Source organism: Streptomyces sp. NPDC053750, from assembly GCF_044544295.1.
In the GTDB taxonomy this organism is placed as follows: Bacteria; Actinomycetota; Actinomycetes; order Streptomycetales; family Streptomycetaceae; genus Streptomyces.
This window is the reverse complement of record NZ_JBITXB010000005.1, coordinates 505295-517537: the sequence shown is the minus strand read 5'-3', so window position 1 is coordinate 517537 and position 12243 is coordinate 505295. Positions and strand designations below refer to the sequence as shown.

Annotated in this window: 10 protein-coding genes; 7 read left to right on the top strand and 3 right to left on the bottom strand. The window is 72.0% G+C overall.

Going from position 1 to position 12243, the window contains the following annotated elements:
• Positions 1-147: 147 nt before the first annotated feature.
• A complete protein-coding gene (locus ACIGO6_RS18180) occupies positions 148-411 on the bottom strand; it encodes a WhiB family transcriptional regulator (protein WP_003975777.1) in 264 nt (87 codons plus the stop codon).
• A 704-nt stretch (positions 412-1115) separates the two neighbouring features.
• Here ACIGO6_RS18180 and ACIGO6_RS18175 point away from each other — a divergent pair.
• The 4 genes from ACIGO6_RS18175 (at position 1116) to ACIGO6_RS18160 (ending at position 5065) form a co-directional block, all read left to right on the top strand.
• Positions 1116-1637, top strand: coding sequence for a cysteine dioxygenase (locus ACIGO6_RS18175; protein WP_399876963.1), 522 nt, complete (start codon positions 1116-1118; stop codon positions 1635-1637).
• A 45-nt stretch (positions 1638-1682) separates the two neighbouring features.
• A complete protein-coding gene (gene cofD, locus ACIGO6_RS18170; protein ID WP_399876960.1) occupies positions 1683-2666 on the top strand; it encodes a 2-phospho-L-lactate transferase in 984 nt (327 codons plus the stop codon).
• Positions 2663-3994 carry a coenzyme F420-0:L-glutamate ligase gene (locus ACIGO6_RS18165; RefSeq protein ID WP_399876957.1) on the top strand — a complete coding sequence of 444 codons (1332 nt, stop codon included), beginning with the start codon at positions 2663-2665 and terminating at the stop codon, positions 3992-3994. The genes cofD and ACIGO6_RS18165 overlap by 4 nt, the downstream gene beginning before the upstream one ends.
• A gap of 90 nt (positions 3995-4084) precedes the next feature.
• Positions 4085-5065: a DNA-3-methyladenine glycosylase family protein gene (locus tag ACIGO6_RS18160; RefSeq protein WP_399876955.1), complete on the top strand. Its 981-nt coding sequence runs from the start codon at positions 4085-4087 to the stop codon at positions 5063-5065.
• 178 nt (positions 5066-5243) lie between these two features.
• Here the strand turns inward: ACIGO6_RS18160 and ACIGO6_RS18155 are convergent, their stop codons facing one another.
• Both ACIGO6_RS18155 and ACIGO6_RS18150 read right to left on the bottom strand, forming a co-directional pair.
• Positions 5244-6326, bottom strand: a complete 1083-nt coding sequence (locus tag ACIGO6_RS18155; RefSeq protein ID WP_399876952.1) for a sugar phosphate nucleotidyltransferase — start codon at positions 6324-6326, stop codon at positions 5244-5246.
• 104 nt (positions 6327-6430) lie between these two features.
• Positions 6431-7774, bottom strand: a complete 1344-nt coding sequence (locus ACIGO6_RS18150) for a peptidoglycan recognition protein (protein ID WP_399876949.1) — start codon at positions 7772-7774, stop codon at positions 6431-6433.
• Positions 7775-7913: 139 nt separating this feature from the next.
• On the opposite strand from ACIGO6_RS18150, the gene ACIGO6_RS18145 reads away from it, so the two are divergent.
• From ACIGO6_RS18145 to ACIGO6_RS18135, 3 genes are all read left to right on the top strand, one after another.
• Positions 7914-8678 (top strand): TIGR03089 family protein, encoded by a 765-nt coding sequence (locus ACIGO6_RS18145; protein WP_399876947.1) that lies wholly within the window; start codon positions 7914-7916, stop codon positions 8676-8678.
• 348 nt (positions 8679-9026) lie between these two features.
• Positions 9027-10196 carry an LCP family protein gene (locus ACIGO6_RS18140; protein ID WP_399876945.1) on the top strand — a complete coding sequence of 390 codons (1170 nt, stop codon included), beginning with the start codon at positions 9027-9029 and terminating at the stop codon, positions 10194-10196.
• Between the two features lie 232 nt (positions 10197-10428).
• Complete coding sequence (locus ACIGO6_RS18135; RefSeq protein WP_399876942.1) at positions 10429-12135, top strand: LCP family protein; 1707 nt, start codon at positions 10429-10431, stop codon at positions 12133-12135.
• Positions 12136-12243: the final 108 nt, after the last annotated feature.

Below are 12243 nucleotides of genomic sequence, written 5' to 3'. Positions count from 1 at the left end.
GGACTGCGGTGGACGCCCGTGCCTGTTGGGGATGGCGGGGCGTCTCGGACGAGCGCCCACACTATCGGCTGGGCAGGACGACGGTCCGCCGCCTGTGGACAACCCGGCTGTGAGCGGCCGTTCCTGCTGGTCCCGCCGTTCCGTCCGTCAGACGGCGGCCTTCTTCAGGCGGCGGCGCTCGCGCTCGGAGAGGCCGCCCCAGATGCCGAAGCGCTCGTCGTTGGCCAGGGCGTACTCGAGGCACTCGGAGCGGACCTCGCAGGCGAGGCAGACCTTCTTGGCCTCCCGGGTGGAGCCGCCCTTCTCGGGGAAGAAGGACTCGGGGTCGGTCTGGGCGCACAGTGCGCGCTCCTGCCAGCCGAGTTCCTCGTCCGCGTCGTCGACCAGCAGTTGCTGCACCAGCTCGGTCATGTGCGCCCCTCGTCTGTCTTTCGCGTCCCCGTGATCCAGCCGTTACCGATTTCGGCTGAACGACACGAGTGAAATTACAAGTGTGCTGCTCCGGGCGAGTCAAGCCGAGATCTGCTATTGGGCCCCTTATTCACTCTGCGGAACCAAGGGCGAGCGGAAAGTGTTCAAATCGTCCTAAACCTCGACATACCAACGAGGCCCACAGAGACCCACAAGGGCACCCGTCTCGCGCAGAGCCCGCACAAGAGAGGACGCCCCGGCGATCGATCCCGTTCCGATACACACGCCGAAGCGAAGCTGATCACATTCGGATCACGGGATCGCAACGGGGGTTGTGCGCCCGGCTTGTGCGCCATGTGTCCCGCAAGCCTGCTGAGCAAACCTTTCGCCTGCGAGATGAACCGGATGGGGTGAAACATGTCCCACCCAGTGGGCATCGAGTTGACAGTGCCGGTATGAACCGCTGTCCTTGTGGGCATGCTCGCGAACTTGGCACTCACCTCGACCCGCACCGCCGGGTCCCACGGTGCTGCCCGCGCTCGCTGTAGCTGTTGTTGCTGTTCCAGCTGTTGAGCCGACCGCGCTCCGGCTGTCCCCGAGTCCACGCGACTCGACTCTCCGTGCCGCCCCACCAGGGCGTTCCTGGCCGTTCGCCACTCCCCCGCACCCTTCCCCGCACTCTTCTGCCGAGGAACCACCGCACCATGAACAGCGACAGCGACCTCCAGATCGCCGGCGACATCCTCGAAGTCCCCCACCTCCTCCAGGCACCGCGCGAGCACCCGGCCACCGTCGCCGAGTTCGCCGGCCTGGCCCGTTCCATCGCCGCCGACCGCTCCCAGTGGGAGCACCTCGTCCGTTACGACGCCACGACACGCTGGTACCACCGGCTGCGCACCGGCCCCGGCTACGAGGTCTGGCTGCTGTCCTGGGTGCCCGGCCAGGGCAGCGGGCGCCACGATCACGGACCTTCCGCCGGCGTCCTGACGGTCCTGGACGGCACGCTGACCGAGCGCACGGAGCGCGGCACGCGCGCGTTGCGCGCGGGGGCCCAGCGCGTGTTCGCGCCGGGCTACGTGCACGAGGTGATCAACGACGCGCTGGAGCCGGCGGTCAGCCTGCACGTCTACTACCCCGGCCTCAGCGAGATGCCCATGCACTCCCCGCAGTGCTCGACCGTCCTGCCGCGGGAGGCGGGCGCGCCGGCACCGGCGCCGACGCCGTGACGACTGGCTGACGCACTGTCGTACCGGCCTGCAAGACTGTGGTCCATGCGCATTGTGGTTCTGGCAGGCGGCATCGGCGGTGCCCGGTTCCTGCGTGGTCTGAAGCAGGCCGCGCCGGACGCGGACATCACGGTCATCGGCAACACCGGGGACGACATCCACCTCTTCGGGCTGAAGGTCTGCCCGGACCTCGACACGGTGATGTACACGCTCGGCGGCGGCATCAACGAGGAGCAGGGCTGGGGGCGGGCCGACGAGACCTTCCACCTCAAGGAGGAGCTCGCGGCGTACGGCGTCGGGCCCGAGTGGTTCGGCCTCGGCGACCGGGACTTCGCCACACACATCGTGCGGACGCAGATGATCTCCGCCGGGTATCCGCTCAGCGCGGTGACCCAGGCGCTGTGCGACCGCTGGAAGCCGGGCGTCCGTCTCATTCCGATGACCGACGACCGCGTGGAGACACACGTCGCCGTCACGCTGCCCGACGGCGACTTGGCCGAGGGGCCCGGGGAGCGGAAGGCGGTCCACTTCCAGGAGTACTGGGTCCGGCTGCGGGCCTCGGTCCCCGCCGAGGCGGTGGTGCCGGTCGGCGCCGAGCAGGCCAAGCCGGCGCCCGGCGTCCTGGAGGCCATCGCGGAGGCGGACGTGATCCTCTTCCCGCCCTCCAACCCGGTCGTCTCGGTCGGCACCATCCTCGCCGTGCCGGGCATCCGGGAGGCGATCGCGGACGCCGGGGTGCCGGTGGTGGGCCTCTCCCCGATCGTCGGGGATGCGCCGGTGCGCGGGATGGCCGACAAGGTGCTCGCGGCGGTCGGCGTGGAGTCCACGGCGGCCGCGGTCGCCGAGCACTACGGCTCGGGGCTGCTCGACGGCTGGCTGGTCGACACGGTCGACGCCGAGTCCGTCACGCGCGTGAAGGCGGCCGGCATCCTCTGCCGTGCCGTACCGCTGATGATGACCGACCTGGACGCCACCGCGCAGATGGCCCGGGAGGCGCTGGCGCTGGCGGAGGAGGTGCGGGAGGCGTGAGCGACGTCGTGCGGGACGGTGCCCCCGGTGACCGGGACGGGTACCGGGTGTGGGCCGTGCCCGGCCTGCCCGAGGTGCAGCCCGGCGACGACCTGGCCAAGCTGATCGCGGCGGCCGAGCCCGGGCTGGCGGACGGGGACGTGCTCCTCGTCACGTCCAAGATCGTGTCCAAGGCCGAGGGCCGCGTCGTACAGGCCGCCGACCGGGAGGCCGCGATCGACGCGGAGACCGTCCGGGTGGTGGCCCGGCGCGGCACCCTGCGCATCGTGGAGAACCGCCAGGGCCTGGTCATGGCGGCGGCCGGCGTGGACGCCTCCAACACGCCCTCCGGGACGGTGCTGCTGCTCCCCGAGGACCCGGACGCCTCCGCGCGCGGCATCCGGGACGGACTGCGCGAGCTGCTGGGCGTCGACGTCGGCGTGGTCGTCACCGACACGTTCGGACGCCCCTGGCGGGCCGGGCTCACCGACGTGGCGATCGGCGCCGCCGGTGTGCGGGTCCTCGACGACCTGCGCGGGGGCACGGACGCGTACGGCAATCCGCTCGCCGCCACCGTCGTCGCCACCGCCGACGAGCTCGCCGCCGCGGGCGACCTGGTCAAGGGCAAGGCGGCGGGGCTGCCGGTCGCCGTGGTGCGCGGACTGCCGCAGGTGGTCACCGACGACGGCGGCGAGGGCACGCGGGCGATGGTGCGCGGCGCGCGCGACGACATGTTCCGGCTGGGCACCTCGGAGGCGGTACGGCAGGCGGTCACCCAGCGCCGTACGGTACGGGCCTTCACCGACGAGCCGGTCGATCCCGGCGCCGTGCGCCGCGCGGTGGCCGCCGCCGTGACCGCGCCGGCGCCGCACCACACGACGCCGTGGCGGTTCGTGCTGCTGGAGTCGGCCGGGTCCCGCACCCGGCTGCTGGACGCGATGCGGGACGCCTGGATCGCGGACCTGCGGCGGGACGGCAGGAGCGAGGAGTCCATCGCCAGGCGGATCCGGCGCGGGGACGTGCTGCGGGGCGCGCCGTACCTCGTGGTCCCCTGCCTGGTCATGGACGGCTCGCACACGTACGGGGACGCGCGGCGCGACGGGGCCGAGCGGGAGATGTTCGTGGTCGCCACCGGCGCGGGCGTGCAGAACCTGCTCGTCGCGCTCGCCGGGGAGCGGCTGGGTTCGGCGTGGGTCTCCTCGACGATGTTCTGCCGGGACGTCGTACGGGAGGTGCTGGGGCTGCCGGGTGACTGGGACCCGATGGGGGCGGTGGCGGTCGGGCATCCGGCCGAGGAGCCGAAGGCGCGGCCGGAGCGGGACGCGGGGGCGTTCATCGAGGTGCGGTGAGCCGTTCCGGGCGAGCCTCTACCCTCGGAGGGGCCTCTTCTCACTTCTCCCCCGGCTCCCCCCAAGTTTCTCTTCCCAAGGACCTCACTCGTGGCAGGACGTTTCGCTCCCCGGCCCGCGCGGGCCACTGTGCGCGGCGATGTGCCCCGGCAGGCCGTCGCGCCGGGGAAGGTACGGGTGTGGGTGCCGGACGGGCCGCTGGAGCTGGGGCTGGTGCTCGGCCCGTTGCGACGCGGGCCGGGCGATCCGACGTTCCGGACGATGCCGGACGGGTCGGTGTGGCGGGCCAGCCGGACGCCCGCCGGGCCGGGCACGCTACGGGTCACCGCACGCGGCGGTGAGGTACGGGGCGAGGCCTGGGGCGCTGGGGCGGAGTGGCTGCTGGAGCAGTTGCCGGGCATGCTGGGCGCCTACGACGACCCGTCCGTGTTCGTGCCCCGGCACCGGCTGCTGGCGCTGACGCGGCATCGGCGACCGGGGCTGCGGCTGACGCGGACCGGGCTGGTGCTGGAGTCGCTGATCCCGTCGGTGCTGGAGCAGAAGGTCACGACGCTGGAGGCGTATCAGGCGTGGCGGCTGCTCGTACGGAGGTTCGGGGAGCCGGCGCCGGGGCCCGCGCCCGGGCGGATGTGTGTCATGCCGTCGGCGCGGACATGGGCCCTGATCCCGTCGTGGGAGTGGCACCGGGCCGGGGTGGACAACAAGCGGGCGTCGACGATCCTGCGGGCCGTGCGGGTCGCCGCGCGGCTGGAGGAGGCGGCGGGGATGGAGCCGGCGGCGGCACAGGAGCGGCTGGAGGTCGTGCCGGGGGTCGGGCCGTGGACGTCGGCGGAGACCGTGCAGCGCAGTCATGGGGCGCCGGACGCGGTGACGGTGGGGGATCTGCATCTGCCGGGGATCGTGGGGTTCGCGTTGGGCGGGGACCGGTATGCGGACGACTCGGCGATGCTGCGGTTGCTGGAGCCGTATGCCGGGCAGCGGCATCGGGCGGCTCGGTTGGTGTTGTTGAGCGAGCGGGTGCCGGAGAGACGGGCGCCGCGGATGGCTCCGCGGGGGATTGAGCGGTTGTGACTGGGCCGGGGTGATGTTGTTCCCGGCGTGCGGGTCGGGCGGGGGTGGGTCGCGCGGCCCGGCGCTTACGGGGTGCCGCTGCGCCCACCCGTGCCGCCCCAGCGGCACGACTGCCCGCAGCTGAGGGGAGCGGCACGGCTGCCCGCAGCTGAGGGGGGGGCGGCACGGCTGCCCGTAGTTACGCGTCCGAGGAGAAGCGTAGGGATGCCGGGGGGATGTGGGCGTCGCACCAGATTCGGGCGCCGGAACGGAGTTCGTTGTCGGCGCCTATGACCGCGCCGTCGCCGATGACCGTGTCGGTGAGGACCGAGCGGGTGCCGACGCGGGCGCGGGTGCCGATGAGCGAGTCGGTGATGACCGCGCCGGGCTCGATGACGGCGCCCGGCAGGATCGTGCTGCCGAAGACCCGCGCGCCCTCCGCCACGAAGGCCCCCTCGCCGACCACCGTGCCGCCGGCCAGCTTGGCGTCGGGTGCGACGCGCGCCGTGGGCAGGACGAGACGGTCGCCGCAGCGGCCCGGTACCGCCGGGGACGGGGCGCGGCCGAGGACCAGGTCCGCGGAGCCGCGTACGAAGGCCGCCGGCGTGCCCAGGTCCAGCCAGTACGTGGAGTCGACCATGCCCTGGAGGTGCGCCCCGGTGGCGAGGAGCTCCGGGAAGGTCTCGCGTTCGACCGAGACGGGACGGCCCGCCGGGATGGTGTCGATGACCGAGCGGCGGAAGACGTACGCCCCCGCGTTGATCTGGTCGGTGACGATCTCCTCGGGGGTCTGGGGCTTCTCCAGGAAGGCGAGCACTCTGCCCGTGGCGTCCGTGGGGACCAGGCCGTACGCCCTCGGGTCGGTCACCTTCGTCAGGTGCAGGGAGACGTCCGCGCCCGTCGTCTCGTGGGTGCGGACCAGCGCGCGGATGTCCAGGCCGGTCAGGATGTCGCCGTTGAAGATCAGCACCGGTTCATCGGGGCCGGAGTGCAGCCGGGACGCCACGTTGCGGATGGCGCCGCCCGTGCCGAGCGGCTCCTCCTCCGTGACGTACTCGAGGTGGAGGCCCAGTGCGGAGCCGTCACCGAAGTGCGGTTCGAACACCTCGGCCAGGTAGCTCGTGGCGAGCACGATGTGGTCGACGCCCGCCGCTTTCGCCCGCGCCAGCTGATGCGTGAGGAACGGCACTCCGGCGGCCCGCACCATGGGCTTGGGCGTGTGCACCGTGAGCGGACGCAGCCTCGTGCCCTTGCCGCCGACCAGGAGGATCGCTTCTGTCACCTGTCGTCTCTGCTTCCTGCCGGGACCGGCCGAACTGTCTTTCGGCCGGCCAGTGTATGCAGACCGTTCCCTGGCGCCTTCGGTGACCGTGCGGTGTTCCGTCCTCAGCGGCCCTGGTACTTCGCCGCCTTCGAACGGGCCGAGCCGAGCTTGGCGTAGAGCTTCTTGCCGGGGCAGCTCGTGGCGAAGCCGTCGCGGTGACCGGAGATGACGTTCAGTCGTACCTTCTTACCTTTTCGGTAGAGATTGCCACCTCCGGACTTCAGGTATGTCTTTCCGCGCGGATTCATGCCGTAGAGACCGACCTTCCACGCGGTGAGCCGGGCGATCGCCCGCACCGCGGCGGACGACGGCTTCTTGGAGCCGTAGGTGCCGAGAACGGCGATTCCCATGCTGTTGGAGTTGAACCCCAGGGTGTGGGCGCCCAGGACCGCCCGGGACACACCCCCGGCCCGTCCCTCGTAGATCTTTCCGCACTTGTCGATGAGGAAGTTGTAGCCGATGTCACGCCACCCCATGCTCTTGACGTGGTAACGGTAGATACTGCGAATGACCGACGGAGCCTGTGAGCAGCGGTAGTTGTTGCCGGTGGCCGAGTGGTGCACGAAGGCCGCCTTGACCTTCTTCGTGTACACGAACTTCCTCTCCCGCAGCCCTTCGTCGGCGCCCCAGCCGCGGCGCGTGGTGATCTTCGGGCGGGGCCCGACGTGGGGCTTGGACTGCTGCAGGGCCGGGATCTCGGTGGCGCCGAGCGGGGCGAGGCCGGCGTTGACGGCGGAGGCTGCGACGGCCTCGGCGGACACGGCGGACGCGGCGGACGCGGCCGTCTCGGCGCCCGCGGTGGTGGTGCCGGCTTCCTGCCCCGTACGCGGGGCCGACGCGGGCGGGACGCCGTCGCCGGGGTCGACGAGTTCCAGGCGCAGGCCGGTGGGGAGCGGGGACGCGGCCGGGAGGGCGGTGGCCTCGTGGGCGTGCTCCGCCCGCACCCGTAGCTCCACCCCGTCGGATTCGCCCACCCACAGGGGCGCGGTGGCGCCCCGGACGCGGCCGGAGGTGCTCTCGGGGGTGTCCGGGTCGGCTGCGTGCTCGGCGGTGTGGGTCTCCAGTTGCTGCCAGTCGGACCAGGTGCCGGTGGCGGTGGCGCGGGTACGGACCTGGACCCGGCCGTGGAGTTCGGTGGCAGGGTTGTTCCAGACGACGCCGACCAGCGAGAAGTGCCGTACGGCTCGTCGGGGGACGCCTTGTTCGGCGGCGTCGGGGGTGCGGTCGTGGGTGAGGGGGGTGAGGGGCAGCGACTGGGTGCTGCCGGGGACGTACGCCTCGGAACGCGCCGCCGTCGTGGTCGTGGGCGGTGCCGCGGAGGTGGCCGCCGCCGCGGGCGGGGCGAGCGGGACGGCCAGAGCTGCCGCGCACGTGACACCGATCGAGGAAGCAAGGAATCCACGCATGCCCCTGATCCTGGACATCGTCAGACAAATATGTCCATCCGGGAACTGACGTGCCGTAGGGCGATTTCGTCCGATCCGGTGGTGGGGCGGTACGCCGTCCGCTCGGTGCGGGCCGGTGGGCCCGCGTACGCTTGCGCGGGTGAACGCGACCGACCGCACCCCTGCCGACCTGCTGAGTTCCGCGCTCGCCGCGGACCCGGGACGCCCCCTGGTGACCTTCTACGACGACGCCACCGGCGAACGCGTCGAACTGTCCGTGGCCACGTTCGCCAATTGGGTGGCCAAGACCGCGAACCTGCTCCAGGACGAACTGTCCGTCGAACCCGGCGACCGGGTCGCGCTGCTGCTGCCCGCGCACTGGCAGACGGCGGTGTGGCTGCTGGCGTGCGCGTCGGTCGGTGTGATCGCCGACGTGGGGGGTGATCCGGCGGCGGCCGACGTGGTGGTGAGCGGGCCGGAGCCCGAGTCGCTGGAGGCGGCGCGGGCGTGCTCCGGTGCGCGGATCGCGCTGGCGCTGCGGCCGCTCGGGGGGCGGTTCGTGCCGGGTCCGCCGGAGGGCTTCGCCGACTACGCGGTGGAGGTGCCGGGGCAGGGGGACCGGTTCGTGCCGTACGCGCCGGTGGATCCGGAGGGGCCCGCGCTGATCGTGGCGGGGCGGGAGTTCAGCGGAGCGGAGGTCGTGGAGCGGGCTCGGGCGGAGGCGGCGGGGCTGGGGCTCACGGGGCCGGGGGCGCGGCTGCTGTCGGGGTTGCCGTACGACACGTGGGAGGGGTTGAGCGCGGGGTTGTACGGGCCGTTGGCGAGTGGGGGGTCGGTGGTGTTGTGCCGGCATCTGGAGCGGGCGGGGGCGGGTGTGGTGGATCAGCGGATCGAGGCGGAGCGGGTTTCGGCTACGGCGCGGTGAGGGGGCTGCAGGGTTGTTGACGGCCCGCGTTGAGGTGAGGGGTGGGTTCGTCGCCCGGCGTTGATTCGGTGCCCGGTGTGGGTGTCGGCGCGGGGTGGGGTGCGGGGCCCGGCGCTGCGGGGTGCCGCCTGCGCCCACCCGTGCCGCCCCAGGCGGCACGAATGCCCGCAGGCTGCGCCCGCAGGCTGGGGCGGCGCAAGGCTGCGTTGGCTGCGCCCGCAGGCTGGGGCGGCGCAGGCTGCGTTGGCTGCGCCCGCTGCATGTGACCCGTTCGGGTCAGGTCCGGTCCGTCCTTCGGGTTCGGTCGGGGCATGGTCGTAGGAGGGCGCGTGCGGGACGGAGGGAGATGTGGGCGGTGGCAAGGGGGCTTCCGCGACCGGCGACGGGCTGCTGCGGCGGCGACGCAGGCGGCGGCTGGGGCGTGCGGGTGTCGTGGGCGCGGTTCTGACCGTCGGTGCCGCGGGCGTCGGGTGGGCGGTGTACGCCAAGCTGGACGGCAACATCACGTCGGACGAGGCGGCGGCGGCCGAGCTCGCCCGGTACGAGAAGGAGCGGCCCACCGCGCTGGTCCGCGGCGCGCAGAACCTCCTGCTGATCGGGTCGGACTCGCGCTCCGGCGAGGGCAACGCGGACTACGGGCGGGACGACGGAACCGAGCGGTCGGACACCACGATCCTGCTGCACCTGGCCGCGGGCCGGGACAGCGCCACCGCCGTCTCCCTCCCCCGCGACCTGATGGTGGACGTGCCCGGCTGCCGCCGCCCGGACGGCTCGCGCACGCGGCCGGTGTTCGCGCAGTTCAACTACGCCTACGGGGTGGGCGGCTCGGCGTGCACGGTCCGGACGGTGGAGAAGCTCACCGGCGTCCGGATCGACCATCACGTGGTCGTCGACTTCGAGGGCTTCAAGCGAATGGTCGACGCGCTCGACGGCGTCGAGGTGTGCCTGCGCGAACCGGTCGACGACAAGGACGCCAAGCTGAAGCTGCCCGCGGGCCGCGTGACGCTGGACGGGGAACAGGCCCTCGGGTACGTCCGCGCCCGCAAGTCGCTCGGCGACGGCAGCGACACCGACCGGATGGACCGGCAGCAGCGGTTCCTGGGGGCGCTCGTCAGCAAGGTGCAGAGCAACGACGTCCTGCTGAACCCGGTGAAGCTCTATCCCGTTCTGGACGCGGCCACCTCGTCCCTCACCACCGATCCGGACCTGGCGAGCCTGCGGGGTCTGTACGACCTCGTGCGCGGGCTGCGCGGCATTCCCACCGAGCGCGTGCAATTCCTGACCGTCCCCCGGGAGGCGTACGCGGGTGACGCCAATCGCGACCAACTCGTGGAGCCCGAGGCGGAGAAGCTCTTCGCCCGTCTGCGTACGGACGAACCCGTGGCGATCGAGGCGGCGCCCCCGCCCAACGCCCGGGACACGGGGACCGGTTCCCCGAATCCCCGGGAGCCTTCGGGCGGTGTCTCCCCGGCGCCGACGTTCACCGGAAACACGGCCGCCGAGGACATCTGCGAGTAAAACGCGTTCCAAGACGGCGCAAGGAAGGTGCAAGGGAGGTGTACGGCAGGGCAAGAGTTCAGCCCCTTGTCCAAGAAATAGGCCGGATTGCCCAGTTGTAAGGCGCGTGGGATGTGTCACTGGCGTCGCCGCACGGGGAACCGGGCGGTTAATGTGAGCGGTCCGGTGCGAGTGTGCCCGTGCGCCTCGAGGGGAAGGCGCCGCGTGGCCCAGACGGAGGAATCGGACGACCGTGGACGCGCAAGGCCGTGGGCGGGCGGAGAACGTCGACCCCGCAGACCAGTGGGTACTCAATCCGGACACCGGCGACTACGAACTGCGACTGGCCCCTTCCGCACCGCAGTCGAGCCTCCCGGGCCCGCGCGGCACCGCGCCCGCGCCCGCCCCCTCACGGGCTCCGGCGCCTGACGTCCCCGCTCCGCGCAGGCGCCGCGCGGCACCCGAGGAAGAGCCGCCGGGACGGCGTGGGCGCCGGCGGCCGGCGAAGAAGAAGTCGAAGGGCAAGAAGGTCCTGCTGTGGACCGGGGGCACGCTGGCGTTCGTCGTCCTCGCCACCGCCGCGACCGGGTACTTCTACCTGGAGCACCTCAACGACAACATCACGTCCCTCCCCGACGACGGGGCCGGCACCGGTGGCTTCCAGAAGGACAAGGCGATCAACATCCTGCTGATCGGCACCGACAAGCGCACCGGCGCGGGCAACGAGGGCTACGGCGACACGGGCAGCGCCGGCCACGCCGACACCACGATCCTGCTGCACGTGGCCAAGGACCGCTCCAACGCCACCGCGCTCAGCATCCCCCGCGACCTGATCGTCGACATCCCCGACTGCCCGACCACGCAGGAGGACGGGACGACCAAGGTCATTCCGGGCACCGCCGGCACCCGTTTCAACAACAGCCTCGGCCAGGGCGGCCGTACGCCCAGCTGCACCATGCGGACCGTCACCGAGCTGACCGGCGTGACGCCCGACAACTTCATGGTCGCCGACTTCAACGCGGTCAAGACCCTGACCTCGGCGGTCGAGGGGGTCGAGGTGTGCCTGGCGAAGGACATCAACGACCCCGACTCGCACCTGAATCTGCCGGCGGGCGAGCACACCATCGAGGGCGAGGACGCTCTCGCCTTCCTGCGCACCCGGCACTCCGTGGGCTTCGGCGGCGACCTGAGCCGCATCGGGCTCCAGCAGCAGTTCCTCAGTTCGCTGATGCGCAAGCTGAAGTCCAACGACACGCTCACCAGCCCGTCGAAGATGCTGAAGCTCGCCGAGGCGGGCACCAAGGCGCTGACCGTCGACTCCCAGCTGGACAACATCGGCAAACTGAAGGACCTCGGCCTGGAGTTGGGCAAGCTCAACACCAAGAACCTGACGTTCACCACGGTGCCGGTGAAGGACAACCCGGCCGAGAAGGTTCCGGTGACGGTCGTGCTCCAGGAGGAGCCCGCCCAGCAGGTCTTCGACATGATCGGCAACGACGTCTCCTTCACCGAGGTCAAGCAGCAGGAGAAGAAGGAGGCCGCAGCCGTCGCGGCCCGCCTCAAGGGCGAGAAGTCCGCCCCCTCCGAGATCCGCGTCCGCATCCTCAACGGCGGGGCGTCCGACGGCAGTGCCCAGCGGGAACTGCAGTACCTCCAGACGGAGGCGGGCGTCCCCAAGTCCGAGAACGCGGGCGACGCACCCGCGGACGTGGCGAAGACGACCCTGGAGTACGCCCCCGACCAGGCCGCCCAGGCCCGCGCCCTCGCCGAGATCCTCGGCCTCTCCGGCGCCGCCATGAAGCCCGGCGAGAGCGTCACCAACGCCCAGGGCCTGCCCACCATGACCCTCACCCTCGGCAAGGACTTCAAGGGAGCCGGAGTCAAGCTCAACGCCACGTCCGGCAAGACGCCGGAAGGGGTCGAGAAGTCCACGGCGGACAAGGTCGAGTGCGCGAAGTGACCTGAGGGGTCCCCCACGCGTCTGACAGTACGACCAGTACGACCGGCACGACCGGTGCGATCAGTACGACATTCGTCGACGGGGCCGTACAGCCAACGAGGGGGCCCG

Excerpts from the sequence above, each read along its gene's own strand:
- ACIGO6_RS18180 (WP_003975777.1), bottom strand. The coding sequence starts at position 411 with ATGACCGAGCTGGTGCAGCAACTGCTGGTCGACGACGCGGACGAGGAA.
- ACIGO6_RS18175 (WP_399876963.1), top strand. The coding sequence starts at position 1,116 with ATGAACAGCGACAGCGACCTCCAGATCGCCGGCGACATCCTCGAAGTC.
- cofD (WP_399876960.1), top strand. The coding sequence starts at position 1,683 with ATGCGCATTGTGGTTCTGGCAGGCGGCATCGGCGGTGCCCGGTTCCTG.
- ACIGO6_RS18150 (WP_399876949.1), bottom strand. The coding sequence starts at position 7,774 with ATGCGTGGATTCCTTGCTTCCTCGATCGGTGTCACGTGCGCGGCAGCT.